We start from the raw sequence: 24,497 nt of genomic DNA, 5'->3' as shown, positions 1-24,497 counted from the left end.
GGTCAGGGCTGGTGGGTGAGCTGCGGGGCGGCGGCGCGCGGCCGGGGCGCGGTGGTGCGCCGGCCCGCGCGGAAGGCCGCCGGGCCCACGAAGCCGATGCCGCCCGCGGCGAGCACCAGCAGGCCGAGCCAGGTCGAGGCGATCTGGTCGCCCTCCTGCGTGCCGCCCACCGCGAAGATCATGATGAGGAACCAGGGCACGGCGGGCAGCCACCAGCCCCAAGCCGCCCCGGTGGCGGTGCGGGCGAACCAGTCCAGGAACACCCCGACACCGAACGCGACCGGCACCAGCCACACCGCGGGCCACCCCCCGATGCGGTACGGGGTGTACACGGCCTCCAGTACCGCCGACGCCCCGCCGAGGAAGATCGCGAGCACCGCCCCCGCCCCGCGCAGGGCGAAGTCGAGCAGCCTCACCGCGCGGCGGGTGAGCCGTCGGGCAGGCCGCTGAACAGGTCGGTCTCCCACCCGTACGGGCCGTCGCCGCGACCGCGCACCCCGTGCGCCAGCGTGTAGTGCTCGACGCCCATGAACTCCTGGCCGAAGTTGCCGGCGATGGAGTAGAGCCAGGACGTCTCCGGGATCTGGGTGGCGTGCGCCTTGAGCGCTGCGACCTTGGCGTCGTGGTGGTCGGAGCCGTCGATGCAGGCCGCGACCTCCTCGTCCGGCGTGCCGAACGGGAAGTCGGCCACGTCGGTGACCGCCGCGAACGGGTTGTCCGTCGAGTCGGCCAGCGCCTCGACCCCGGCCTTGAGCACGCTGAGCGGCATCGCCGTCCAGTAGATCTTGGATGGGCCGAAGCCGCGCTCGGCGGCGATCTCCGAGGCGCGCATGGCGACGCGGTGCGCCTGGATGTGGTCGGGGTGGCCGTAGAAGCCGTTCGCGTCGTACGTGACGACGACCTGCGGCCGCACCTCGTCCATGATCTCGACCAGGTGCATCGACGCCTCTTCGAGGTCCGCGCCCCAGAAGGCGCGCGGGTGCTCGTTGGCGAGCGTGCCCATCATGCCGGAGTCGCGGTAGCGGCCCGCGCCGCCGAGCATCCGGGCGTCGATGGTGCCCAGCGCGGCCAGCGCGCTCCGCAGCTCCGTCAGCCGGTATCCGCCGAGCTGGTCAGCCTGTGCGGCCTCCAGCTGGGCGAGCTCGGGCACGTGGATCTCACCCTCCTCGCCCAGCGTGCACGTCACCAGGGTGACGTGTGCGCCCTGCGCAGCGTAGTGAGCCATGGTCGCGCCGGTGCCGATCGACTCGTCGTCGGGATGCGCGTGAACGAACAGGATGCTGCGAGCCACCCGGTCACTCTAGCCCGCATCAGGCAAACCGCCACGCGCCTGCCTCCTGCGTCGATAGCATCGCGGCCATGGAGGCGCAGCAGCCTGACGGTCCGGGGCCTGGCCACCGCATAGCCGTCAGTGCTGACGGCCTTCGGGTGGGCCACCTGCATGATCATGTGCTGGACGTGTGTGAACCGGCTTCGGGCCGGGTCCATACCGTGGCCGAGGCGGTGGACGACTTCGCCTTCGACCGCACCGGCACCGTAGTCGTCTGGACGTCGGGCGGTCGCCTGCATCGTCGCGACGCCGACGGAACGTCCGTGGTGTCCACACCGGGCCCGGTCGCCGCCGCGCGACCTGACCCGACCGGCCGCCGCATCGCCTACCTGCACGAGGGCACCCTGCGGGTGGCCGCCGGGACGTCCGACGAGCTGCTGGCAGGCGAGCCGGACGGGGTGCGCTGGGGCGAGGCCGATCCGCACGCCTGCTACTTCGAGCGGCGTACCGGCTGGTGGTGGGCTCCGGACGGGGAGAGCATCCTGGCCACCCGCCGCAGCGGCGAGCAGATCTCGCTGCACCTGCTGGACCTCGACGGCGGCTGGGTCGACGTGCACTGGGACCGCGAGATCTACCCGTACCTGGGCACGGTGCGCTGGTCCGACGGCGGCCCGCTGATCACGGCGCTGCGCCGCTCGCAGGGGCACGGCCTGGTGCTGGCGGTGGACCGGCGCACCGGGGAGACCCAGGTGCACGCCGAGCTGGCCGACCCGCGCTGGGTCAACCCGGTCGCGGGCACCCCGCGCCACCTCGCCGACGGCCGGGTGCTGGTCGGGGGTGAGATCTCCCACGACGGGTACGACGCGCGCTGCCTGTTCGCCGACGGCACCCTGCTCACCCCGCCGAACCTGTACGTCCGGCGCGTCGTCGGGCGGCTCGGCCCCGGCTCGGCCGGTGGCGAGCTGGGCGACCTGCTCATCGAGGCCAGCGAGGGCGAACCCGCCGAGCAGCACCTGTTCCGGGTCCGCAGCAGCACCAGCGGCGGCATGGTGGTGCACCGGCTGACCAGCGTGCCCGGCTGGCACAGTGCCGCCTGCGGCGGCGACACCGTGGTGACCGGCCTGCGCAGCCTCGATGACGAGGACGTGCAGCTGACCGTGTGGTTCGCGGGCAACCAGGTCGCCGAGCTGACCCCGCGCCGCCCCGTTCCCGCGACGACGATCCGCCCCGCGCTGGACCGGGTCACCGACCGGCGCCTGCCGACGGCCGTGCTCTACCCGCCCGGCCACGTCTTCGGCCGCCGCCTGCCCGTCCTGCTGTGCCTGCCGGACACCCCGACCCAGCAGCAGGTACGCAACGACCACCAGGCGTACGCCGCCGCGCGGCACTGGGCCGAGGCCGGGTTCGCCGTGGTGATGGTCGACGGCCGGGGCACCGTCGGGGTGTCGCCGAGCTTCGAGAAGGTGACCCACCGGCGGGTGGCCGACCTGGCCGTCGCCGACCACGCCGAGGCGTTGCGCATCATCGCCGACAAGCACTCCGACCTGGACCTGACCCGTGTCACCGCGTACGGCCGGGGCTTCGGCGGGTGGCTGGCCGCGCTGCTGGCGGCCCGGCGGCCGGACACGGTGCGGGCGGCGGTCGCCGTCGAGCCGTGGGACTGGGCGCTGCTGCCCGCCCCGCTGGCCGAGCGCTACCTGGGCCCACCGGAGCTGGACAGTGAGATCTACGCCCGCCACGCCCTGGACGACCTGCCGCCAACGGTGATCATCCAGGAGACCGAGCCGGTCGAGATCCGCTCCTGACCGCAGAACTCCGCCCACGCAGCCGGTTGCGTGGGCGGAGGGCATGGTGGCTGCGGCGCGGCCCCCGCTCCCACACCCTCCGAAAGCCAACCTTCGGCAGCCCTCGCCGCCTCCCCGGAAAGATCGCCGTTTTGGGTCGAAAGGTGAGGCCTAACCGCAGATCTCGACCCGAAACGGCGATCTTGGAACGGGGAGAACGGCGAGCAGGGGTGACAGGAAGGGGCGGCACCCCCGGTGAGGGTGCCGCCCCGGTGGAGCAGGTGCGGGTTACTGCTTGACGAAGGCGCGGGTGAAGGCGGGGTAGCCGAAGATGCTGTCGATGTAGACGCCACCGACCTTCGAACCCTGCATCACGAACATGACGTCGGCGTACAGCGGCACCGCCGGGGCCAGCTCCTTCATGATCCGCTCGTCCAGCTTGGCCCACTCGGGCGCCTGGGCGGCCGGGTCGAGGGCCAGTACGCGGTCGAACTCGGCGTTGATCGCGTCGTTGTTCACGAAGGACGTGTTGCTGTTGCCCTCGGCCTTGATGGTGCGGCCGTCGAACAGCACCGGCAGGAGCGCCGCGCCACTCGGCCAGTCCGCCGCCCAGGAGTCCAGGTACAGGTCCCAGGGGTTGTCCTTCTTCTTGGTCTCGTCCAGCTTGCTGTCCGCCGGGATGACCTTGATCGTGATCTTGAAGCCGGCCTTCTCCAGGTTGTTCTTCACCTGGGTGCCGAGCTCCTGCGCGCCCGAGTCGTCGCCGATGACCAGCACCAGCTCCGGGGTCTTGCCGGCCAGCGTGGACTTCGCCTTCTCGATGTCGGTCGGGTAGGCGTCGTACTTCTTGAAGCCGAGGGTCGACGGCGGCATCAGGGTGGTCAGTGCGGCCACCTTGAGGTCGCCACCGGCGGCCTTGACCATGCCGGGCCGGTCGATCGCGTAGTTGAGGGCCTGGCGGACCGACAGGTCCGGCACCCGCTGGGTGTTGATGGACAGCCGCCACGCGCTCGGGGTGGGCTCACGCAGGGTGCGGGCCATCAGACCGGCGTCACCGGCGACCTTGGCGACCAGCGAGGAGTCCACGCCGTTCCAGCCGAGGGTGGCCTGGTCCTCGGCGCCGTCGGCGATGAGCCGGTTGGTCTGCGCCTCGGCGTTCGGGCCGAACTTGTAGACGAACTTGTCCGGGTACGCGTTGCGCACCGGGTCGGTGTTGGCGTCCCAGTGCTCGTTGCGCTCGAACAGCATCTCCACGCCGACCGTGTTCTTGACCAGCTTGTACGGGCCGGACGAGAACGGCTTGTTGTCCAGCTCGACGCCGGTGTCCTTGGCCGGCGGCAGCGGCGCGGTGGCCGGCAGCGAGGCCGCGAACGGCAGGTCGCAGTGCGCCTTGGCGAACTCGAAGCGCAGCGTCTTGGCGTCCGGGGTGGTCAGGCCCGGGGGCAGCGAGGTCTTGTTGGCCTTGAAGTCCCACTTGGTGTCGAAGGCCGCGTCGTTGGCCAGCCACTCCTGGATGTAGGTCGGGCCGCCGGCCAGGTCGGGGTCGAACGAGCGGGCGATGCCGTACGCGACCTCCTTGGAGGTGATCGCGGAGCCGTCCTCGAACTTCACCCCGTCCTTGATCTTGAATTCCCAGACCTTGCAGTCCTTGTTGACGTTGACGCCCGGCGTCTCCGCGAGGTCGCCGACGAGGGTCACGTTGCCCTTGCCGTCGTCCTTCCAGGTGGTCAGGAAGCGGGCGTAGAGCGGGGCGGTGTTGAGGCCCACGAACGAGTAGACCCGCTGCGGGTCCATGTGCGAGATCTTCGTCTGGCGGATCACGGTGAACGTGCCGCCCTTGGCCGCGCCGTCGACCGGCTTGGCCGGACCCTTCGAGTCCGCGGGGTCGGTCGCGATCGCGCCGGACGACACCCGGTCGGTGTCGACGTCGCTGTCGGTGTTCTTGTTCTCGCTGCACGCGCCCAGGGCCACGGTCAGCGCGAGCACGCCTCCCGCTGCCAGTATCGCTCTGGATCTCATATTCACTCCCGTGCCGGTGGTGTGAAGGAAACTTACGAAATGTGTAGCAAGGATTGACGAATTTCGCCATACCTCTTCGTACGGCCGCCCCGGGCTCAGCCGAGGCGCACCCGTGGGTCGATGACCGCGTACAGCAGGTCGACCACGATGTTGGCGACGACGATGAAGACCGCCGAGACGAGCACGGTCGCCATGATCGTCGGAAGGTCGCCGAGGCGGACCGCCTCCACGGCGGTGCGGCCCAGGCCCTGGATGCCGAAGGTCGTCTCGGTGATCACGGTGCCGCCGAGCGCGCCGCCGATGTCCAGCCCGGCGATGGTCACGATCGGGGTAATCGCCGCGCGCAGCGCGTGCCGCCCGTACGCCCGCGATTTGGTCAGGCCCTTGGCCCGTGCGGTGCGCACGAAGTCCTCGGCCAGGGTCTCCAGCATCTGCGCCCGCGACAGCCGGGCGTAGACGGCGGAGAACAGGAAGGCCAGCGCCACCCAGGCCAGCACCAGCCCGCTCGCCCAGTCCAGCGGGTCGTCCCACAGGGAGGTGTAGTGCGGGACCGGCAGGATCTTCAGGGTGTACACGAAGATGATCATCAGCATGCCGCCGACGAAGTAGAGCTGCATGGACGCGCCGGTCAGCGAGAAGCCGATGGCCAGCCGGTCGAAGACCGTGCCGCGCCGCAGGGCCGAGATCATGCCCAGGCCGATACCCAGCCCCAGCCACAGCACGGCCGCCGGGATCACGATGCTCAGGGTCACCGGCAGCACCCGGGCGAAGATGTCGGAGACCTCTTCGCTGCTGGTGTACGAGTAGCCCAGGCACGGCGCGTCACAGAAGCCGCCCTGCGCGCTGCCCAGGTCCCGGCCCACGAAGATGCCCTTCATGTAACCGGTGTACTGGTCGATCAGCGGGTCCTTGAGGCCCAGCTCGACGCGCACCCGCTCCAGCCGCTCGGGGTTGCAGTTCTTCACGCACATGGTCGCCACCGCGTCGCGCGGCAGCATGAAGAACATGCCGAACGCGACCAGGCTCACGGCGAACATGGTCAGCGTGCCGAGCAGCAGGCGCTTGATCAGAAATCGCAGCATCTCGTGCCTCCTACCGGGACGACTTGGGGTCGAGTGCGTCGCGCAGGCCGTCGCCGAACAGGTTGAAGGCCAGCACCAGCAGGAAGATCGCCACACCAGGGAAGATGAGGTACGCCGGGTCGGTCTGCGCGTAGCTCAGGCTCTTGTTGATCATCACGCCGAAGTCCGGCGTCGGGTCGACCACGCCGATGCCCAGGAAGGACAGCGCCGCCTCACCGGTGATGTAGCCCGGCACCGCCAGCGAGAACGACACCAGGATCGGCGCCCACAGGTTCGGCAGCAGCTGCTTGAACAGGATGTGGAACAGCCCCGCGCCGCTGGCACGCGCCGCCTCGACGAACTCCCGCTCGCGCAGCGAGATCACCTGACCGCGTACCAGCCGGGCCGTGCCGGTCCAGCCGAACAGCGCGAACAGGAAGATCATGACGCCGATGCGGAACGGCACCGGGATCTCGTCGCGCGGCCCGTAGAAGCGCGCGGTCACCGTCGGCATGATCGCCAGCGCGAAGATGAGGAACGGCAGCGCCAGCGCGAAGTCGATGACCCAGCTGATCACCGCGTCGATCCAGCCGCCCAGGTAACCCGAGACGATGCCCAGCACGATGCCCATTGCCGTGGTCAGCAGCGCGGCCGAGGTCGCGATGAACAGCGAGGTCCGCAGGCCGTACACGAGCCGGATGAAGATGTCGCGGCCGAGCTGCGGCTCCAGGCCGAACCAGTGCTCGCCGGAGACGCCGCCGAAGTACCCCAGCGGCAGGCTGTTGTTGGCGATCTTGTCCTGGAACTGCTCGAACGGGCTGATTCCGTACAGCACCTCGACCAGCGGCGCGGCCAGGCCGAGCACGATGAAGAACAGCATGATCCAGGCGCTGACCATGGCGGTGCGGTTGGCCCGCAGCCGCGCCCAGGCCAGCTTGCCAGGCGAACGCCCCACCATGCCGGGCTGCGGCGCGGTCGGCACCGCGGTCGCGTCCACGCCCGCGGCGTCCGTCTCGATCTGCGACAGGCTCATGCCGTCACCTCGCTCACGTGCTCGGATACGACGCCCACCGGTTCAGGGAAGTGACACGCCACCTGCTGAGCACTGCCCTCCCGCGCGACCAGCGGGGGCTCCTCGCTCGCGCAGATGTCCTGGGCCTTCCAGCAGCGGGTGCGGAAGCGGCAGCCCGACGGCGGGTTCAGCGGGGTCGGCACGTCGCCGGTCAGCCGGATGCGCTGCCGCTTCTCACCGAACGCGGCCACGTCGGGCACGGCCGACAGCAGCGCCTTGGTGTACGGGTGGCGCGGCCGCTCGTAGATGTCGGCCCGGTCGCCGATCTCGACGACCTTGCCCAGGTACATCACGGCGACGCGGCGGCTGAAGTGGCGCACGATGGCCAGGTCGTGCGCGATGAACACGAAGGCCAGGTCCAGTTCCCGCTGCAGATCCCGGAGCAGGTTCACCACCTGCGCCTGGATCGACACGTCCAGGGCCGACACCGGCTCGTCCGCGACGATCAGCTTCGGGCGCAGCGCCAGCGCCCGCGCGATGCCGATGCGCTGGCGCTGGCCGCCGGAGAACTCGTGCGGGAAGCGGTTGTAGTGCTCGGGGTTGAGCCCGACCAGCTCCAGCAGCTCCTGCACGCGCGCCTTCACGCCGCCCGCCGGTTTGATGCCGTTGACCTCCAGCGGCATCGCCACGATCTTGCCGACGGTGTGCCGGGGGTTCAGCGAGGAGTACGGGTCCTGGAAGATGATCTGCAGGTCCTGCCGCAGCGGGCGCATCGCGCGGCGGCCCAGCGTGGTGATGTCGCGGCCCTGGAACTCGATGCTGCCCGCGGTCGGCTCCAGCAGGCGCACCAGCATCCGGCCGGTGGTCGTCTTGCCGCAGCCCGACTCCCCGACCAGGCCCAGCGTCTCGCCCGCGTGCACGTCGAAGTCGAGCCCGTCGACGGCACGCACCGCGGCCTTGGCCCCGGTCGCGCCCTGCCGTACGGCGAAGTGCTTGGTCAGCCCGCGCACCTTCAACAGCGCCTCGGTCACTGGGCCACCCCCACGTGCGCGATCTCGTCGGTATAGATGTCGACCCGCTGCTGCTCGGGCAGGTGGCAGGCGACCCGGTGGCCGTCGGCCTGCACCGTCAGCAACTGCGGGACCTGGCCCGCGCAGGGCTCGGGCTTCATCGCGTACGCACAGCGCGGATGGAACGCGCAGCCGGTGGGCACGTTGATGAGGCTCGGCGGGTTGCCCTTGATCGGCTTGAGGTCGACGTCGGGGTCCCCGTGCAGGCTCGGGATGCTGGCCAGCAGTCCCCACGTGTACGGGTGCTGCGGCCCGCGCATCACCTGCGCCACCGTGCCGTGCTCGACGGCCCGGCCGCCGTACATGACCAGCACCTCGTCGGCGACCTGGCTGACCACGCCCAGGTCATGGGTGATCAGGATGATCGCGCTGTGGAACTCGCGCTGCAGGTCGGCCAGCAGGTCGAGGATCTGCGCCTGCACGGTCACGTCCAGCGCGGTGGTCGGCTCGTCGGCGATGAGCAGCGCCGGGTCGTTCATCAGCGACATCGCGATCATCACGCGCTGGCGCATGCCGCCGGAGAACTCGTGCGGGTACTGCCCGAAGCGGCGGTCCGGCTGCGGGATGCCCACCCGGTCGAGCATGTCCAGCGCACGCTGCCTGGCCTGCGCCTTCGACGCGCCGGAGTGGTGCGTGCGGTACGCCTCCACGAGCTGCCTGCCGACGGTGTAGAACGGGTGCAGCGCCGACAGCGGGTCCTGGAAGATCATGGCGACGTCGCGCCCGCGCAGCTTGCGCATCTCCCCGTCGGACAGCCCGACCAGTTCCCGGCCGCCCAGCTTGATGCCGCCGGTGATGCGGGTACGGGCCGGATCGTGCAGGCCCATCACCGCTAGACTCGTCACGCTCTTGCCCGAGCCGGACTCGCCGACGATGCCGAGCGTTCGCCCTCTCTGGAGGCCGAAGCTCACCCCGTCCACCGCCCGGACCTCGCCGTCCGCGGTGTTGAAGCGCACCCGCAGGTCGTCGACCTGCAGATACGGGGGGCTTGCAGCATCGTGCGTCATTGCCGCTCCCGTCCCTGCCGATGAAGAAAACTTTCATGCTCGTCGGCCAAAAGGTAACGGACCCCGGCGTGTCGCGACCAGACGCGCTACGTAACAACTGGCTAACACCACCGGATTGATCGTGCGAATTGCCTGGCAAACGGGCGAAAGAGCGGTCATGATTCGCCCGATTGCCAGGCAAGTCAGACGATCACGGGGCGAGGGCACCGGACCGGTCATTCGCGGGCTAGGGTGGCGATCATGAGCTTTTTCGACGTCGCGGAGGCGGCGGTGGCGGCGGCGCTGGACGCGGGCGCGCGCTACGCGGACGCGCGGGTGATGCACAAGCGCTACGAGTCCATGGAGGCCCGCAACGGCGAGGTCGAGGACCTGAACTCCGACGAGTCCGCCGGCATCGGCGTACGCGCGCTCGTCGGCTCCAGCTGGGGCTTCTATGCCGTGCCCGACCTGTCCGACAGCGCGGCACGGCTGGCCGGAGCCCGTGCCACGGCCATCGCCAAGGCCAGCGCCCGCGTCGCGGGACCAGGCGTGGACCTGGTGCCGACCACGGCCGCGACCGCGACCTGGGCCAGCGAGTGCCGCATCGACCCGCTCGCGGTGCCGCTGTCCGACAAGGGCGATCTGCTCACCCACGCCACCAAGACGATGGTCGAGCACGGCGCGGACCAGGCCACCGGCGTGTACCAGATCTGGGACACCCGCAAGTGGTTCGTCTCCAGCGAGGGCCACCGCATCGACCAGCACGTACGCGAGTGCGGCGCGGGCATCCAGGCCATCGCGATCGGCGAGGGCGAGACCCAGGTCCGCTCCTATCCGGCGGCGCGCGGCCAGTACGGCACCCGCGGCTGGGAGCTGGTGCAGGGGCTGGACCTGCTCGCCCACGCGCCGCGCCTGGCCGAGGAGTCGCGCGAGCTGCTGACCGCGCCGCTGTGCCCGAGCGGCGAGACCGCCCTGATCCTCGGCGGCGAGCAGCTGTTCCTGCAGATCCACGAGTCCGTCGGGCACGCCATCGAGCTGGACCGGATCCTGGGCTGGGAGGCCGCCTTCGCGGGCACCTCCTGGCTGGACCTGTCGCAGCTGGGCTCGCTGCGCTACGGCTCGGAGCTGATGAACATCAGCATCGACCCGACCCTGCCCGGTGCGCTGGGCAGCTTCGGCTACGACGACGAGGGCACCCCGGCGGCCAAGCGCTACGCGGTCAAGGACGGGATCTGGGTCGGCGTGCTGGCCGGGCGGGACTCGGCGGCGCTGGCCGGACTCGACTACGGCGGCAGCGTGCGGGCCGACGGCTGGGCCAGGCTGCCCATGGTGCGGATGACCAACGTCGGCCTCGAACCCGGCCCGCACACCCTGGAGCAGATCATCGCCGAGACCTACGACGGCGTGTTCATGGAGAACAACCGGTCCTGGTCCATCGACGACAAGCGGCTCAACTTCCAGTTCGGCTGCGAGATCGCGTACGAGGTGAAGAACGGGAAGAGGGGCCGGATGCTGCGCAATCCCACGTACACCGGGATCGGGCCGAAGTTCTGGCAGTCGATGGACATGCTGTCCAGCGAGATCGAGTACTGGGGCACGCCGAACTGCGGCAAGGGCCAGCCGACGCAGGTCGGGCACACCGGCCACCCGTCCGCCCCGGCCCGCTTCCAGAACGTGCGCGTGGGGGTGCGGGCATGAGCGAGCGGAGCGAGCGAATCATGAACCGGTCCGATGCCGGTGACGAGCGCAGCGAGGAGCGGGCATGAGCGAGTCCATTGCCGAGCAGGTGCTGGACCTCGCGGCGCGGGCGCTGCCCGGCGCGGAGGTCGACGTCACCGCGCACGCCGTGCACCGGGCGCTGACCCGGTTCGCGAACTCGCGCATCCACCAGAACGTCGCCGAGGACACCGTCTCCGTACGGCTGCGGGCGCACCTCGACGGCCGCACCGTCACCACGACCACGACGCTGACCGGCCCGGAGGGACTGACCTCGCTGGTCTCGCGGACCGCCGCCGCGGTGCGCTCGGCCCCGCGTGATCCGGGCTGGCCCGGCCTGGCCCCGGCGGCCTCGCTCGCCTTGCCGGGCACGGTCGACGAGGCCACCCGCGACGCCTCCCCCGACGACCGCGCGGCCCGGGTGCAGGCCTTCATCGAGGCGGCGGGCGGGCTGGAGACGGCCGGCTACTGCCAGACCGGCCACTGGTCCGGGGCCTACCGCAACTCGGCCGGCCAGGCGCTGGCCGCGCAGGCCACGACCGCGGACCTGGACGGCATCGCCCGCGACGCCGGGGCGGACGGGGTGGCCCGCCGCTCCAGCGTGCGCCTGTCCGACCTGGACGGCGCGGCGCTGGGCACCCGTGCCGCGGGCAAGGCCCGGTCGCAGGCCGACCCGGTCGAGCTGCCGCCCGGCCGGTACGAGGTGGTCCTCGAACCGGAGGCGGTCTCCGACCTGCTGACCAACTTCGCCCTGTTCGGCTTCAACGCCAAGGCGGCACAGGAGCGGCGATCGTTCGCCGAGCTCGGCACGGCCCAGTTCGACGAGGCGATCAGCCTGTACGACGACCCGCGCGAGCCGTTCGACGGCGAGGGCACCCCGCGCACCAGGCTCGCCCTGGTGGAGAAGGGTGTCACCACGGCACTGGCGCACGACCGGCGCACCGCGGCGGCGGCCGGGGCGGCCTCGACCGGCCACAGCGGCAGCCCCGCCTGGGGGCCGATCCTGGACAACCTCGGCTTCGCCCCGGGCGGCGACCGCATCGAGGAGATGATCTCGCGGGTCGGGCGCGGCCTGCTGATCACCGATCTCTGGTACACCCGCGTGCTCGACCCGCGCACGCTGGCGCTTACCGGCCTGACCCGCAACGGCGTCTGGCTGATCGAGAACGGCGAGGTCACCCGGCCGGTGCACAACATGCGCTTCACGCAGCTCTACCCGCAGGCGCTCGCGCCGGGCGCGGTGCTCGGCGTCGGCGCGGAGGCCGTGCCGCAGCCCTCGCGGGTCTTCCTCGGCGCGTGGACCGCCCCGGCCCTGCACCTGGCGTCCTGGAACATCACCGGCGGCGCGGCCGGCTGAGCCGCGACCATAGCGCTGTCAAGGAGTGCTCGTTTCGGGACGCTCAAGCGTCCCGAAACGAGCACTCCTTTTCACACCTACCCCGACCGGACGGTGCGCAAGGTCGCGAATCGGGCTCGCTGAACGGCATTACCGCTGGTGGTGGACCCCGGCAATGGCGCGATGTGACACATCACAGTGTCCCGAGTCACATGATCGACATCTTTCGGCGTAACGTGTCCGTGATTGATCCACGCACGTGTTCCCACGACTGCGTACCTCAGGGAGCGACGAAGATGACGACGACGGCAACGAGGCCGGCCGGCGCGAAACCGCGCGCCGCGATCGAGGCCAAGACGTTGCGAACCGACCGCTGGTGGCTCGCACCGGTGCTGACGGTCATTGGCCTCACCGCCTGGGTCGCCTACGCGACGTTCCGGGTGTTCATGCAGAAGCTGTACTGGATCGACGCATACCATTATCTGACGCCGTTCTACTCCCCCTGCGTCTCCAAGGGCTGCTACCCGGCCGCCGCCGAGTTCGGACGGTTCCTCCCGGACAACCCGCTGATCCCGTTCGCGGCGCTGTCCCTGCCGTTCCTGCTGCTGTTCCGGCTGACCTGCTACTACTACCGCAAGGCGTACTACCGGTCGTTCTGGCTGTCGCCGCCGGCCTGCGCGGTGCCCGACGGGCACGCCAACTACTCCGGCGAGACGCGCTTCCCGCTCATCTTCCAGAACGCGCACCGCTACGCCTTCTACGCCGCCGTGCTGATCTCGCTGATCAACACCTGGGACGCCGTGCTGGCCATGCACTCCCCGAGCGGCTTCGGGTTCGGCCTGGGCAACGTGATCCTGTGGATCAACGTGATCATGCTGTGGGCGTACACCGCCTCCTGCCACTCCTGCCGGCACATCATCGGCGGCCGCCTGAAGCACTTCTCCAAGCACCCGGTGCGCTACCGGCTGTGGACCTGGGTGTCCAAGCTGAACGCCCGGCACATGGGCCTGGCCTGGATCACGCTGGCGACGCTGGCGATCACCGACTTCTACATCATGGGTCTCGCCGCCGGCTGGTGGAGCGACCTGCGGTTCATCGGCTGAGCCGGGATAGGTGTCACAAATGATCAACATTGAGAAGCACTGGTACGACGTCGTGGTCATCGGCGCCGGTGGCGCGGGGCTGCGCGCCGCGATCGAGGCACGGCTGGCCGGCAAGAAGGTCGCCATCATCTCGAAGTCGCTGTTCGGCAAGGCCCACACGGTCATGGCCGAGGGCGGCGCGGCCGCCGCGATGGGCAACGTCAACCCGAACGACAACTGGATGGTCCACTTCCGCGACACCATGCGCGGCGGCAAGTTCCTGAACAACTACCGGATGGCCGAGCTGCACGCCAAGGAGGCGCCGGAGCGGATCTGGGAGCTGGAGACGTACGGCGCGCTCTTCGACCGGACCAAGGACGGCAAGATCTCGCAGCGCAACTTCGGCGGCCACGAGTACCCGCGCCTGGCCCACGTCGGCGACCGCACCGGCCTGGAACTGATCCGCACCCTGCAGCAGAAGATCGTGTCGCTGCAGCAGGAGGACAAGGCCCAGCACGGCGCCTACGACGCCCGCCTGCGGGTCTTCGCCGAGTGCACCATCACCGAGCTGCTGCTCGACGAGTCCACGGGCGAGAAGCGGATCGCGGGCGCGTTCGGCTACCACCGCGAGTCCGGCGAGTTCGTGCTGTTCGAGGCCCCCGCCGTGGTGCTGGCCACGGGCGGCGTCGGCCGCTCCTACAAGGTCACCTCGAACTCGTGGGAGTACACCGGTGACGGCCACGCGCTGGCGCTGCGCGCCGGAGCCAAGCTGATCAACATGGAGTTCCTGCAGTTCCACCCGACCGGCATGGTGTGGCCGCCGTCGGTGCGGGGCATCCTGGTCACCGAGTCGGTCCGCGGCGACGGCGGCGTCCTCAAGAACACCGAGGGCAAGCGCTTCATGTTCGAGTACGTCCCGGACGTGTTCCGCAAGCAGTACGCGGAGACCCCCGAAGAGGGCGACCGCTGGTACACCGACCCGGACAACAACCGGCGTCCCCCCGAGCTGCTGCCCCGCGACGAGGTGGCCCGCGCCATCAACTCCGAGGTCAAGGCCGGGCGCGGCACCAAGGCCGGCGGTGTCTACCTCGACATCGCCTCGCGCCGCCCCGCCGCCGAGATCCTCAAGAAGCTGCCGTCCATGTACCACCAGTTCAAGGAACTGGCCGACGTGGACATCACCACGCAGCCCATGGAGGTCGGTCCGACCTGCCACTACGTGATGGGCGGCGTCGAGGTCGACCCGGACACCGCGTCCGCGGGCGTGCTCGGCCTGTACGCGGCCGGCGAGGTGTCCGGCGGTATGCACGGCTCCAACCGCCTGGGCGGCAACTCCCTGTCCGACCTGCTGGTCTTCGGCAAGCGCGCGGGCGAGTACGCCGCCAGCTACACCGACACGCTGGGCAAGCGCCCGAAGGTCGACGACAAGCAGGTCGCGGCCGCGGTCGAGGAGGCGCTCACGCCCCTGGCCCGCGACGGCGGCGAGAACCCGTACACCCTGCAGAGCGATCTTCAGGATGTGATGGGCGACCTGGTCGGCATCATCCGCCGCAAGGGCGAGCTGCAGGAGTCGCTGTCGCGCCTGTCCGAGCTGCGCGAGCGCATCCGCAAGGTCGGCGCGAGCGGCGGCCGCCGCTACAACCCGGGCTGGCACCTCGCCCTCGACCTGCGCAACATGCTGGTCGTGTCGGAGTGCACCGCGAAGGCGGCGCTGGAGCGCGAGGAGTCGCGCGGCGGCCACACCCGCGAGGACTTCCCGAAGATGGACGCCAAGTGGCGGCAGGTCAACCTGGTCTGCGCGATCACCCCCACCGGCGACGTGGACCTCACCCACCAGCCGATCCCGACGATGACCCCCGACCTGCTCGCCCTGTTCGACAAGTCCGAGCTGGCCAAGTACATGACCGACCAGGAGCTGTCATGACTCTCAGGCAATTCAAGGTCTGGCGTGGCGACGCGTCCGGTGGCCAGCTGAACGACTACAAGGTCGAGGTCAACGAGGGTGAGGTCGTGCTCGACGTCATCCACCGGCTGCAGGCCACCCAGGAACCCGACCTGGCCTGCCGCTGGAACTGCAAGGCCGGCAAGTGCGGCTCCTGCTCGATGGAGATCAACGGTATGCCCCGCCTCGGGTGCATGACCCGGATGTCCACCTTCGAGGAGGACGAGACCATCTCGATCACGCCGCTGCGGACCTTCCCGGTCATCCGCGACCTGGTCACCGACGTGTCCTTCAACTACGAGAAGGCACAGGAGATGCCCGCGTTCGCGCCGCCGGCCGACCTGGCTCCGGGCGAGTACCGGATGCAGCAGATCGACGTGGAGCGCTCGCAGGAGTTCCGCAAGTGCATCGAGTGCTTCCTGTGCCAGAACACCTGCCACGTCGTACGCGACCACGACGACAACAAGCCGGCCTTCTCCGGCCCGCGCCTGTTCATCCGCGCCGCCGAGCTGGACATGCACCCGCTCGACGCCCGGCACGACCGCAAGGAGATCGCGCAGCAGTCCCAGGGCCTGGGCTACTGCAACATCACCAAGTGCTGCACCGAGGTCTGCCCCGAACACATCAAGATCACCGACAACGCCATCATCCCCATGAAGGAACGGGTCGTGGATCGCCGGTATGATCCGCTGGTGGTATTCGGACGCAAGATTCTCCGCCGTGACCAGCTCGCCGCCACCGTGCCGAGCGGTCCCACGGTGCACGCCGGCCCCGTGACGGTCGCCGACGGCCAGGCCCCGGTCGACTTCGGCCGCGAGCTCACCCCGCCCCAGCCGGCCGAGACCAACGCCTCAGGCCACGTGAACCTGAACGAGATGCTCTCCGACCGGGCGGCCGCCGCGTCCCCGTTCGGCGACGACATCACGTTCCCGATCAACCCGAACAGCCTGAACTACTACCACCCGGAGCGCTGACCCCGGCTCAAGACGATCTTGCGCACCTGTCGCCCTCGGCGGCATACGCGCAAGATCGTCTTTTTGCTGCCCACCACCAGCCCACTCAGGGGCGATGTGTCACTGTTCGCGGCCGGGTTGCGGGTGAAGATCTGTTTCGTGGACGATGGACGCCCTCATGGGGCCGCCATCGTCCACGAAAACGGATCTTCAGGCGCCGTCGCCCATGAATTTGGGGAGAGCGGCGACGATGGGCGCGTCGGCGGGCAGCCAGGGCACGGTGTGCAGTTCGTGGGCGGCGAGCCAGCGGAACTCGGCGTGCTCGATCAGCTGCGGCACGCCTTCGAGCAGACGGGCGGTGTAGACCTTGAGCACCGCGCGGCCGTGACCTAACATCACGTCCTGCCCGACGCGCTCGCCGACCTCGACGAGCACCCCCAGTTCCTCCTCGCACTCGCGCACGAGCGCGTCATGCTCGCTTTCCCCCGGCTCCACCTTTCCGCCAGGAAACTCCCACCGTCCGGCCACCTCGGCCGGTTCGGAACGCTCACAGGCCAGCACGCGCCCGTCGGCGATGATGGCTGCACCGACGATGATTCGGATCTCGGAGGAGAAGTTAGGCACGGCGGACAGCGTGCCAGACAAACCGCCTTCATGGTGAACACGGTGTCACCGAGCGAGTCCGCGCTGCACACACCGTCCCGTGAAGTGCTGGAAGTCGGTTTTGTTCGCGTGGACACGGGCCGCGCGAGAGGGCAGGATAGGTCTCACCGAAGTGTCGGTGCGGACAAGATTCGGCCACAAGCCGATATCGCCGCGTGGGAGATAGCGGAGGTGCGGATGGGTGCGGTCTGGCGACGGGGCCAACGACGCGACTACATCAGCGACGCACTTTCCCAGCTCACCGGATGGGTGCACGAGGGCGACTGCCTCAAACGCACCCTCCCCCTCGACGACACCCAACACGCCGTGCTGACCGAGCGCATCTCGGTGGCGGCGGACACGTTCGGCGTACGACCCCACATCCGCCGTCTCGACGGCCGCACCCAGATCCAGCTATGCGGCGGCGACAACGGTGCGCTCACCGACGCCGAGATAGGCATGGCTGCCCGCGTCGAGGCCGCCTACCAGTCGCTGACCGGGTGAGCAGAGTCGCTGTTTGGCCAGGTGGCGCCGGGGTGGCTCGCTCCACTAAATTCTGCTGGTGGGTTCAGTCAGAACTGCAGGCCTCGCCGATTTCACCGACAGCGCGGCAGCCGTCATAGCGAGCCAGAAGCCAGTCGACGCCGGAACCGCCGCCCCCGAAACACCCGGCGGCCTGCGTGCCCGTTTCGGCAACGCGCTGCGATTCGCCTTCCCCGCACTGCTGACGTACGTCGCGATCAGGGCGGTCGGCGTCCTCGTGCTGTGGGTCTTCGCCCGGCACGCCGGGGTGTCCGTCCTCGAAGTCCTCGGCCAGCGCTTCGACGCGGTCGGATACACCCAGATCGCCGAGCACGGATACGACTTCACGCTCCACACGAAGCCCGACGGCACCCTCACGACGACCAACCTGACCTTCTTCCCCCTCTTCCCGGCGCTCGTCGCGCTGGTGAAGACGATCACTTTCCTGCCCACCCCGGTCGCCGGAATCCTCGTGGCCTGGGCCGCCGGACTGGCCGCCGCGTGGGGCGTCTTCGCGCTCGGCAACCACCTCTTCGACCGTCGCACCGGCGTCATGCTCGTCGCGCTGTGGGCGGCCCTGCCCGCCGCGGTCGTCGAGTCGATGGCGTACACCGAGACGCTCTTCACCGCGATCGTGGCCTGGACACTGCTCGCCGTGCTGAAGCGGCGATGGCTGCCCGCCGCCGCGCTGGCCGTGCTCGGCGGCCTGAGCCGCCCGAGCGCGACGGCCCTGGTGGCCGCGGTCTGCCTCGCCTCGCTGGTCGCGATCGTCCAGCGCAGGGACGGATGGCGTCCGTGGGCAGCGCTGCTCGCCGCGCCGCTGGGCTACGCCGGATACATCGCCTGGGTCTCGATGGTGGTCGGCCGGGTCGACGGCTACTTCTACATCCAGCAGCACGCCTGGAACATCAGCTTCGACGGCGGCCAGGACACGGCCCGGCGGTTCGTGCGGCTGCTCACCGAGAGCATGCCGCTGACCTACTACGTGAGCGCCTTCACCATCCTGACGGCGGTCCTGCTGCTCGTGCTCACGCTGATGGACCGTCAGCCGTGGCCGCTGTGGGTGTTCTCGCTGACCCTGATCGTGCTCACCCTCGGCACCTCCCAGTACTTCTGGGCCAAGGGGCGCTACCTGATCCCCGCGGTCACCCTGCTGCTGCCGATCGCGGTGAGCCTGGCCAGGACGAAGGCCCGGACCATGATCGTCGTGCTCGGCTTCCTCACCCTGGCCTCCGCCTCCTACGGCACCTATCTCACCCTCGTCTGGAAGTACTCCCCCTAGCCGGCACACGCCTCACACACGGGCTTCAGGGAAGAGATTCGATGAACGTTCTCGTACGGCCCGCCGCCACCGCCGACGAGACCCGCTGGCGCGAGCTGTGGGACGGCTACACCCGCTTCTACGAGCGTGAGCCCGACGAGGCGATCACCCGGCACCTGTGGGCGCGCATCCTGGACGCCGACGTGCCTGTCCACGCCGTCGTCGCGGAGTCCGACGGCATCGTCCTCGGGATCGCGAACTACCTGCTCCACGAGAACACGTCCGCCCTCACCCCGTCCTGCTACCTCCAGGACCTGTACGTCGACCCGGCCGTTCGCGCCCGAGGCGTCGGCGCCGCGCTGATCGACTGGCTGTGGGCGCAGACCCGGGCCCGAGGCTGGGCGACGCTGTACTGGCAGACCCGCGAGAACAACTACCGGGCCCGCGCCCTCTACGACCGGTACACCCCGCACAGCGGCTTCCTGCGCTACGTCCTGCGCAGCCCGCAGGCCTGACGATCAGGAGCGGCGCGGACTGCCCGCTCGCTGGGTCAGCAGCACCCCGGCCAGGACCAGGACCGTGCCGCCTACCATCGCGGCGGTCGGGGTCTCGGCGAGGAAGACCGCACCCAGCGCAACCGCCACCACCGGCAACAGATAGGTGACGACCGAGGCCGCCGTAGGACCCACGTCGGCGATGAGGCGATAGTTGAGAACGTACGCGGCACCGGTGCCCAACACGCCCAGCACGACGACGCTGGCGACCGCGTCGACGCGCCAGGTGATCGCCTGTCCGCCGGACACCGGCAAGGCCAGCGCCAGAAGCTCGACCCCCAGAGCAGAGCGAGCAGCGCGAGCCGAAGCGCGTTCGCCTTGTTCAAAGGTCGGTCCTCCTCGTGGCATACGATCCCGCTGCGCTGGTCCCTTCGTCTCGCGACTCACACCAGGGCGCGAGTCAGGAACAGCCCTGTCATCAGGAAGGTCAGCGGCGAGGCGAGCGCGGCCACACCGGCTGCCACCGGCCAGCGCAGGTGCCGCAGCAGGAGCACGACCGGCAGCAGCAGCGTATGGGACCGGAACTGCGCCTGCCCCGCGCCGACGACCAGCGGCGTGATCAGCAGCAGCGGCCCGTACACCGCACCGAGCGCCCAGTCCAGCGCCGTCGCTCGCCGCCGCACCGCCGCGATCACCAGCCCCACTACCGCTAACAGCACCAGACCGGTGCTGAACAGCAGCTCGGCGGAGACCGTGTGCGGCTGCCACTCCAGCAGCGTCAGGTACGTCGTGACCGGGTTGTGCACCCCGTGGCCGTAGTTGCTGGACTGGATGGCAAGGTACGCGTCCCACCGGCCGGTGGTCAGCTGCATGACGCCGAACACCGCGAGCACCCCGGCCCCGGTCATGCCCCCCACGTACGCGGCCACGGCCAGCCTGCGCCAGGCCCATCGACCGGCCGGGATCAGCAGGAACACCACCGCCGCCGGGGCCAGCAGCACGGCCAGCGGGTATGCCGTCGCGGCGACCATGCCCGCCAGCCCGGCGAGCCCCCAGCGCCCGCGTGCCAGCAGCAAAAACGTGACCAGGATGAGCAGCACCGCGAGCGATATCGGGAACGTCGCGTGGAAGTAGACCCCGCTGGGCAGCAGCGCGGCGACGGCGAGGCAGGCGGCCCGGACGGCGGTGCCCGCTCCGGCGAGCAGTCGCGCCAGGACGACCAGCATGCCCAGGCCGCACATCTCGACGACCAGCACACCGGCAACGGCTGAACTCAGGCCGAGCTTCATCAAGACCAGCACGAGGTATGGCAGCAGCGGGAACCAGCCGGCGCTGCCGCACAGGCCGTCGGGTTTGGGCCCGCTCGGATAGACCTCCGCGCACCGTCCCGCGCTGTATCCCGTCTCCGCGATGCCGAGGTAGATACCGCCGTCCCAGCGGATCCGAGAACCGGTGTCCAGCCAGTCGAAACCGAGCCAGTACGCGGTGGCACCGTGCAACACGTGGCCGAGCAGGTACGCGAGCAGCGGCAGCCACGTAAGCGTCCAGATCCGGACCGGCCAGCCCGGCGCGGCGACGCTGCCGATGGGAGCGCGGGCCTGCCGGGGCACGCGCGGCGGCGATACGGCACCGGGGGCCGCGACCTCGTCGCCCTCCAGCACCGAGCGCGGCGTGCTCACTCGGGCACCGCTTCGAACCGATGCGGGGCAAGCGCCGGAAGGGTCCCCCGTTCACACAGAACGTGCATGGGCGTCACGTTAGGCGAGCGCCGCCGCGCCCGCCGCCCCGTCTACTCTCGCCGTCGTGAGCCCGGCGATCCGTGGGTGCGCCTAGCTGCTGCGGGCGTAGTACAACTCCGCGTGGCAGTCGGGGCGGCAGGCGCAGACACCCGATTTCAGCAGCTTGACCTGTAGGGGGACCGGCGTGTTCGGGTGGCAGGCGATGTAGTGCCGAAGCAGGAACACCCGGGTGCCGAACTCCCTCGCCTCCGCGGCGGCCAACCTCACCAGAGCATCGGCCGGGGACTTCGGGTTGAGCAGGGCATTCCACACCACCGAGTCGTCCTCGTCGGCCATCAGCCGGGCGAGAGCGGCGGCCGGGGCCATGGGATTACGTGCGACGTAGAGCCGAACAGGCCTGATCTCGTCGTCGGCCAGCGCCTTGAACCTGGCAGCCGACGTCCAGTGGTTCCTGGCTTCCAGTACGCGACGGTATCCGGCCGTCCACTCGGCCCGCGTTCGCACCACCCGCTCGTACACGGTCGCGATGCTGCCACGAGCCGATACGATCCGCGACCCGTTTCGCACTTCAGACAGTCCGCTCACGCGCGGCTCCAGTGGCGGCATCATGGTGACCGACGAACTGATCCAGATGCTCGCCGTACACGCACCTGGAGACTTCGACGCGGAGGTGAGGACGTGCGGGCAGAGCGCGCCGACGACGAGTTTCTGCGGATCAGGCTGACCAGCGAGCTGGCGCGGATCGGGAGATCGTCGTCAAGTACGAGGAGGGGCTCGGCTTCCACCGGGCGAGAATCGAAGCCAACAGGTACGAGTTGGGTAAGCTCGACGAGCGACTGGGAGGCTGACGGTGGATGTGATCCGAGCGATCGACGAGGCGACCCGGGCCGAGCATGAGCGCTGGGTGGCCGAGGTGCAGGGTTGGGTCGAGGCCGCACGCGAGCGAGGCGACGAGGTCGCGGTCCGCCGCTATTTGTCGCAGATAGACCGTCTCGAGGCCATTCCGAAGCCCTGGGAGAACCAGCAGCGCGCCGCGTAGCCACAGGTCAAATGACCCGACGATGACAACCCCACCAGACCGGCCGAGAGCGCCCCGCTCGACCGGCGGCCACGGCAGACAACCGTTGGTCTGCCGGTGGTACTCATGTCACATGGCGCTTCGAAGCTATGCCGACGTACCGAACCGGATCGTGCGCCTGTTTCTTGAACAGGCAGGGCGTCAATACGACCAGAACCGGGGCCTGCCGCTCTTTCGGAGCATGACAGCTCCTCTGCTGGCCCGCTTCGGCAACTCCTGCGCCTACTGCGGTCACGCGACTGCCTTAGTAGCGGAGCATGTTGTGCCGATCAATCGCACGGCGGTCGGATTGCACGCCTGGGGAAACATCGTCCCGGCGTGCGAACCATGCAACAAGATCAAGGCCGGCCATCCATGGGAAGAACACCCGCGGCTCGACTGGCCGCGTAAGAGCGCTATTGCCGCCTACATCGCCGAGTACCAGTACCAGCCGGACATCACCGAACTTCGTATCGTGGTGGAGAAACTCTACGAACTGGCCGACACGCAAACCCGAGCATTGATCGACTTCGGGCTCGTCGCGTCGCGACCGCACATCGCTGGCCTGCACACTTCGGTACCCCCAAGCCCGTGAACTCCGGTCGCGGCCTCGACCAGGCAGCTACGTTATGAGCGGGTTCCGGATTCTTCCCATCCTGTTCGCGGAACAGCCGCGCACATCTCGCATCCCCTTGGCCCCACGCTGAGACCGCGTTTATGACGCGCCAACCTCGTTAATGCGGGCCGCGACGATGCTCCCGGGCAAGGGCCCGTCAGGCTGCCGGATCGCCGATGGCTCGGTCGAGTTCCAGGAGCGCGATCGGAGTGCCCTCGCCGAAGTCGTGGTCGTGGCTGCGGCCGGTCTCGGCGAAGCCGTGCTTGGCGTAGAAGCGGCGCGCCTGAGCTGAGTCCCGCAGTGTCCACAGATGCACGCGGTCGTAGCCCGCGCCCCGCAGCCGGTCCAGGGTGTCGGTGAGCAGTGCCGCCGAGAGACCGGTGCCCCAGAAGTCCGGGTGGGCGAAGAGGGAATGGATCTCCGCCAGTCCAGGACGAGACGAGGCCCCGGAGCGGATGAACGCACCCGGCCGGTCGTCCAGGAACCCGAGCAGGACCGGATCCCCGCCCTCGGCCAGGATGGCGTGCCATTTGGTGCGCCGCTCCTCGATCCCGGCGGCCGCGATCCTCGGCGTGCACAACGGGCCGTGCGAGACGCCCCAGGAGTTTGCGTGGATCTCACCGAGGATGTCGCCGTCGCCAGGTCCCGCCTCGCGGATCGTGATCATGCTGGGCATGAAGCCGACCCTATACCCAGGTCCTGAGGCCCCGGGCTGGCCCCTGAGCAGGGGCGCAGCCAGGGTGAACCAGAATCCGTCAGACGTTGAAGCGGAACTCGACCACGTCGCCGTCGGACATGACGTACTCCTTGCCCTCCATGCGGACCTTGCCGGCCGCCTTCGCGGCTGCCATGGACCCGTTCGCGACCAGGTCGTCGTACGCGACGATCTCGGCCTTGATGAAGCCGCGCTGGAAGTCGGTGTGGATGACCCCGGCGGCCTCGGGGGCGGTGGCGCCGACCGGGATGGTCCAGGCGCGCGCCTCCTTCGGGCCCGCGGTGAGGTAGGTCTGCAGGCCGAGGGTGCCGAAGCCGACCCGGATGAGCTGGTTGAGGCCGGGCTCGGACTGGCCGATCGACTCCAGCATCTCGGCTGCGTCCTCGGGCGACAGGTCGATCAGCTCGGACTCGATCTTCGCGTCCATGAAGACGGCTTCGGCGGGGGCGACCAGGGCGCGCAGCTCGTCGAGGAAGGCGGCGTTGTGCAGCTCGGCCTCGTCGACGTTGAAGACGTACAGGAACGGCTTGGCCGTCATCAGGTGCAGCTCGCGCAGCTCGGCGAGGTCGATGCCGGCCTTGGCCGCGCCCGCGAACAGGGTGGTGCCGCTGTCGAGCAGGGCGTGGGCGGCCTTCGCGGCGGCGACGATGCCGGCCCGGTCCTTGCGGACCCTGAGCTCCTTCTCGAGCCGCGGCAGCGCCTTCTCGATGGTCTGCAGGTCGGCGAGCATCAGTTCGGTGTTGATGGTCTCGATGTCGTCCTTCGGCGAGACCTTGCCGTCGACGTGTACGACGTTGGGGTCGCTGAAGGCGCGGACGACCTGGCAGATGGCGTCGCAGTCGCGGATGTTCGCGAGGAACGCGTTGCCCTTGCCCTGGCCCTTCGAAGCGCCCTTGACCAGGCCCGCGATGTCGGTGAAGCTCACCGGGGCGGGCAGGATGCGCTGCGAGCTGAAGAGCTCGGCGAGCTTGTCCAGCCGCTGGTCGGGCAGGCCGACGACGCCCACGTTGGGCTCGATCGTGGCGAACGGGTAGTTCGCCGCGAGCACGTTGTTGCGGGTCAGCGCGTTGAACAGGGTGCTCTTGCCGACGTTGGGCAGGCCGACGATGCCGATGCTGAGGCTCACGACATCAAAGCTTACTGACTCGTCCCGCCCTCCCCTCCTCCCCGCCCTGTCCCGGTGACCCCGATCGCCCGAGGAGACGTCCGATTTCCGCTAG

General features: G+C 69.6%; 24 protein-coding genes. 11 read left to right on the top strand and 13 right to left on the bottom strand.

The window, feature by feature from the left end; all coding sequences use genetic code 11:
- Positions 1-2: 2 nt before the first annotated feature.
- The gene (locus HAV40_RS15840) at positions 3-416 is read right to left on the bottom strand and encodes a hypothetical protein (protein ID WP_166381822.1); all 414 of its coding nucleotides are present in this window, start codon (positions 414-416) and stop codon (positions 3-5) included.
- Entirely contained in the window at positions 413-1,291 is an 879-nt protein-coding gene (mshB, locus tag HAV40_RS15835) for an N-acetyl-1-D-myo-inositol-2-amino-2-deoxy-alpha-D-glucopyranoside deacetylase (protein ID WP_166381820.1), read from the bottom strand. The genes HAV40_RS15840 and mshB overlap by 4 nt, the downstream gene beginning before the upstream one ends.
- 200 nt (positions 1,292-1,491) lie before the next feature.
- On the opposite strand from mshB, the gene HAV40_RS15830 reads away from it, so the two are divergent.
- Positions 1,492-3,075, top strand: coding sequence for a S9 family peptidase (locus HAV40_RS15830; protein ID WP_239086523.1), 1,584 nt, complete (start codon positions 1,492-1,494; stop codon positions 3,073-3,075).
- A 267-nt stretch (positions 3,076-3,342) separates the two neighbouring features.
- On the opposite strand, the gene HAV40_RS15825 is transcribed toward HAV40_RS15830, so the two are convergent.
- From HAV40_RS15825 to HAV40_RS15805, 5 genes are all read right to left on the bottom strand, one after another.
- The gene (locus HAV40_RS15825; protein ID WP_166381816.1) at positions 3,343-5,073 is read right to left on the bottom strand and encodes an ABC transporter substrate-binding protein; all 1,731 of its coding nucleotides are present in this window, start codon (positions 5,071-5,073) and stop codon (positions 3,343-3,345) included.
- 95 nt (positions 5,074-5,168) lie between these two features.
- On the bottom strand, positions 5,169-6,155 hold the full coding sequence (locus HAV40_RS15820; protein WP_166381813.1) for an ABC transporter permease: 987 nt from the start codon (positions 6,153-6,155) through the stop codon (positions 5,169-5,171).
- A gap of 10 nt (positions 6,156-6,165) precedes the next feature.
- Positions 6,166-7,167 (bottom strand): ABC transporter permease, encoded by a 1,002-nt coding sequence (locus HAV40_RS15815; RefSeq protein ID WP_166381811.1) that lies wholly within the window; start codon positions 7,165-7,167, stop codon positions 6,166-6,168.
- Entirely contained in the window at positions 7,164-8,177 is a 1,014-nt protein-coding gene (locus HAV40_RS15810) for an ABC transporter ATP-binding protein (protein ID WP_203671548.1), read from the bottom strand. The genes HAV40_RS15815 and HAV40_RS15810 overlap by 4 nt, the downstream gene beginning before the upstream one ends.
- Entirely contained in the window at positions 8,174-9,223 is a 1,050-nt protein-coding gene (locus HAV40_RS15805; protein ID WP_166381809.1) for an ABC transporter ATP-binding protein, read from the bottom strand. The genes HAV40_RS15810 and HAV40_RS15805 overlap by 4 nt, the downstream gene beginning before the upstream one ends.
- A 240-nt stretch (positions 9,224-9,463) precedes the next feature.
- Between HAV40_RS15805 and HAV40_RS15800 the strand changes: the two genes are divergently transcribed.
- The 5 genes from HAV40_RS15800 to HAV40_RS15780 all read left to right on the top strand — a co-directional run bounded on the left by HAV40_RS15800 (position 9,464) and on the right by HAV40_RS15780 (position 16,252).
- Positions 9,464-10,900, top strand: coding sequence for a TldD/PmbA family protein (locus HAV40_RS15800; protein ID WP_166381807.1), 1,437 nt, complete (start codon positions 9,464-9,466; stop codon positions 10,898-10,900).
- Between the two features lie 64 nt (positions 10,901-10,964).
- On the top strand, positions 10,965-12,275 hold the full coding sequence (locus HAV40_RS15795; RefSeq protein WP_166381805.1) for a TldD/PmbA family protein: 1,311 nt from the start codon (positions 10,965-10,967) through the stop codon (positions 12,273-12,275).
- Between the two features lie 275 nt (positions 12,276-12,550).
- Complete coding sequence (locus HAV40_RS15790) at positions 12,551-13,357, top strand: hypothetical protein (protein ID WP_166381803.1); 807 nt, start codon at positions 12,551-12,553, stop codon at positions 13,355-13,357.
- Between the two features lie 19 nt (positions 13,358-13,376).
- Positions 13,377-15,260 carry a fumarate reductase/succinate dehydrogenase flavoprotein subunit gene (locus HAV40_RS15785; RefSeq protein ID WP_166381801.1) on the top strand — a complete coding sequence of 628 codons (1,884 nt, stop codon included), beginning with the start codon at positions 13,377-13,379 and terminating at the stop codon, positions 15,258-15,260.
- A complete protein-coding gene (locus HAV40_RS15780) occupies positions 15,257-16,252 on the top strand; it encodes a succinate dehydrogenase/fumarate reductase iron-sulfur subunit (protein ID WP_166381799.1) in 996 nt (331 codons plus the stop codon). Before HAV40_RS15785 ends, HAV40_RS15780 begins: the two co-directional genes overlap by 4 nt.
- Positions 16,253-16,441: 189 nt before the next feature.
- On the opposite strand, the gene HAV40_RS15775 is transcribed toward HAV40_RS15780, so the two are convergent.
- Entirely contained in the window at positions 16,442-16,855 is a 414-nt protein-coding gene (locus HAV40_RS15775) for a (deoxy)nucleoside triphosphate pyrophosphohydrolase (protein ID WP_239086525.1), read from the bottom strand.
- A gap of 30 nt (positions 16,856-16,885) precedes the next feature.
- Between HAV40_RS15775 and HAV40_RS39210 the strand changes: the two genes are divergently transcribed.
- The 3 genes from HAV40_RS39210 to HAV40_RS15760 are packed head-to-tail and all read left to right on the top strand — an operon-like array spanning position 16,886 to position 19,171.
- Positions 16,886-17,377, top strand: coding sequence for a 4a-hydroxytetrahydrobiopterin dehydratase (locus HAV40_RS39210; RefSeq protein ID WP_409364984.1), 492 nt, complete (start codon positions 16,886-16,888; stop codon positions 17,375-17,377).
- Between the two features lie 58 nt (positions 17,378-17,435).
- Positions 17,436-18,677 (top strand): hypothetical protein, encoded by a 1,242-nt coding sequence (locus HAV40_RS15765; RefSeq protein ID WP_166381797.1) that lies wholly within the window; start codon positions 17,436-17,438, stop codon positions 18,675-18,677.
- A 41-nt stretch (positions 18,678-18,718) separates the two neighbouring features.
- Positions 18,719-19,171, top strand: a complete 453-nt coding sequence (locus tag HAV40_RS15760; RefSeq protein ID WP_166381795.1) for a GNAT family N-acetyltransferase — start codon at positions 18,719-18,721, stop codon at positions 19,169-19,171.
- A gap of 3 nt (positions 19,172-19,174) precedes the next feature.
- Here the strand turns inward: HAV40_RS15760 and HAV40_RS15755 are convergent, their stop codons facing one another.
- The 3 genes from HAV40_RS15755 to HAV40_RS15745 all read right to left on the bottom strand — a co-directional run bounded on the left by HAV40_RS15755 (position 19,175) and on the right by HAV40_RS15745 (position 21,408).
- The gene (locus HAV40_RS15755) at positions 19,175-19,558 is read right to left on the bottom strand and encodes a DMT family transporter (RefSeq protein WP_166381793.1); all 384 of its coding nucleotides are present in this window, start codon (positions 19,556-19,558) and stop codon (positions 19,175-19,177) included.
- Between the two features lie 35 nt (positions 19,559-19,593).
- Positions 19,594-20,829, bottom strand: a complete 1,236-nt coding sequence (locus HAV40_RS15750) for a hypothetical protein (protein WP_166381791.1) — start codon at positions 20,827-20,829, stop codon at positions 19,594-19,596.
- Positions 20,830-20,979: 150 nt separating this feature from the next.
- Positions 20,980-21,408 (bottom strand): hypothetical protein, encoded by a 429-nt coding sequence (locus tag HAV40_RS15745; protein WP_166381789.1) that lies wholly within the window; start codon positions 21,406-21,408, stop codon positions 20,980-20,982.
- A gap of 331 nt (positions 21,409-21,739) precedes the next feature.
- On the opposite strand from HAV40_RS15745, the gene HAV40_RS15740 reads away from it, so the two are divergent.
- Entirely contained in the window at positions 21,740-21,928 is a 189-nt protein-coding gene (locus tag HAV40_RS15740; RefSeq protein ID WP_239086527.1) for a hypothetical protein, read from the top strand.
- Between the two features lie 112 nt (positions 21,929-22,040).
- A complete protein-coding gene (locus HAV40_RS15735; RefSeq protein WP_166381787.1) occupies positions 22,041-22,541 on the top strand; it encodes an HNH endonuclease in 501 nt (166 codons plus the stop codon).
- Between the two features lie 178 nt (positions 22,542-22,719).
- Here HAV40_RS15735 and HAV40_RS15730 read toward each other — a convergent pair whose 3' ends face one another.
- Together HAV40_RS15730 and ychF are read right to left on the bottom strand one after the other, a co-directional pair.
- Positions 22,720-23,238 (bottom strand): GNAT family N-acetyltransferase, encoded by a 519-nt coding sequence (locus HAV40_RS15730; RefSeq protein WP_203671550.1) that lies wholly within the window; start codon positions 23,236-23,238, stop codon positions 22,720-22,722.
- A 79-nt stretch (positions 23,239-23,317) separates the two neighbouring features.
- Entirely contained in the window at positions 23,318-24,403 is a 1,086-nt protein-coding gene (gene ychF, locus HAV40_RS15725; protein ID WP_166381785.1) for a redox-regulated ATPase YchF, read from the bottom strand.
- Between the last annotated feature and the right edge of the window lie 94 nt (positions 24,404-24,497).

It is taken from the genome of Catellatospora methionotrophica (genome assembly GCF_011297335.1).
Classification (GTDB): Bacteria; Actinomycetota; Actinomycetes; order Mycobacteriales; family Micromonosporaceae; genus Catellatospora; species Catellatospora methionotrophica.
This window is presented reverse-complemented; position numbering and strand designations above follow the sequence as displayed.

Bases quoted from the DNA above. Each gene is read 5' to 3' on its own strand.
- HAV40_RS15825 (WP_166381816.1), bottom strand. From the start codon at position 5,073: ATGAGATCCAGAGCGATACTGGCAGCGGGAGGCGTGCTCGCGCTGACC.
- HAV40_RS15820 (WP_166381813.1), bottom strand. From the start codon at position 6,155: ATGCTGCGATTTCTGATCAAGCGCCTGCTGCTCGGCACGCTGACCATG.
- HAV40_RS15815 (WP_166381811.1), bottom strand. From the start codon at position 7,167: ATGAGCCTGTCGCAGATCGAGACGGACGCCGCGGGCGTGGACGCGACC.
- HAV40_RS15805 (WP_166381809.1), bottom strand. From the start codon at position 9,223: ATGACGCACGATGCTGCAAGCCCCCCGTATCTGCAGGTCGACGACCTG.
- HAV40_RS15800 (WP_166381807.1), top strand. From the start codon at position 9,464: ATGAGCTTTTTCGACGTCGCGGAGGCGGCGGTGGCGGCGGCGCTGGAC.
- HAV40_RS15795 (WP_166381805.1), top strand. From the start codon at position 10,965: ATGAGCGAGTCCATTGCCGAGCAGGTGCTGGACCTCGCGGCGCGGGCG.
- HAV40_RS15790 (WP_166381803.1), top strand. From the start codon at position 12,551: ATGACGACGACGGCAACGAGGCCGGCCGGCGCGAAACCGCGCGCCGCG.
- HAV40_RS15785 (WP_166381801.1), top strand. From the start codon at position 13,377: ATGATCAACATTGAGAAGCACTGGTACGACGTCGTGGTCATCGGCGCC.
- HAV40_RS15780 (WP_166381799.1), top strand. From the start codon at position 15,257: ATGACTCTCAGGCAATTCAAGGTCTGGCGTGGCGACGCGTCCGGTGGC.
- HAV40_RS39210 (WP_409364984.1), top strand. From the start codon at position 16,886: ATGGTGAACACGGTGTCACCGAGCGAGTCCGCGCTGCACACACCGTCC.
- HAV40_RS15760 (WP_166381795.1), top strand. From the start codon at position 18,719: ATGAACGTTCTCGTACGGCCCGCCGCCACCGCCGACGAGACCCGCTGG.
- HAV40_RS15755 (WP_166381793.1), bottom strand. From the start codon at position 19,558: ATGCCACGAGGAGGACCGACCTTTGAACAAGGCGAACGCGCTTCGGCT.
- HAV40_RS15735 (WP_166381787.1), top strand. From the start codon at position 22,041: ATGGCGCTTCGAAGCTATGCCGACGTACCGAACCGGATCGTGCGCCTG.
- HAV40_RS15730 (WP_203671550.1), bottom strand. From the start codon at position 23,238: ATGCCCAGCATGATCACGATCCGCGAGGCGGGACCTGGCGACGGCGAC.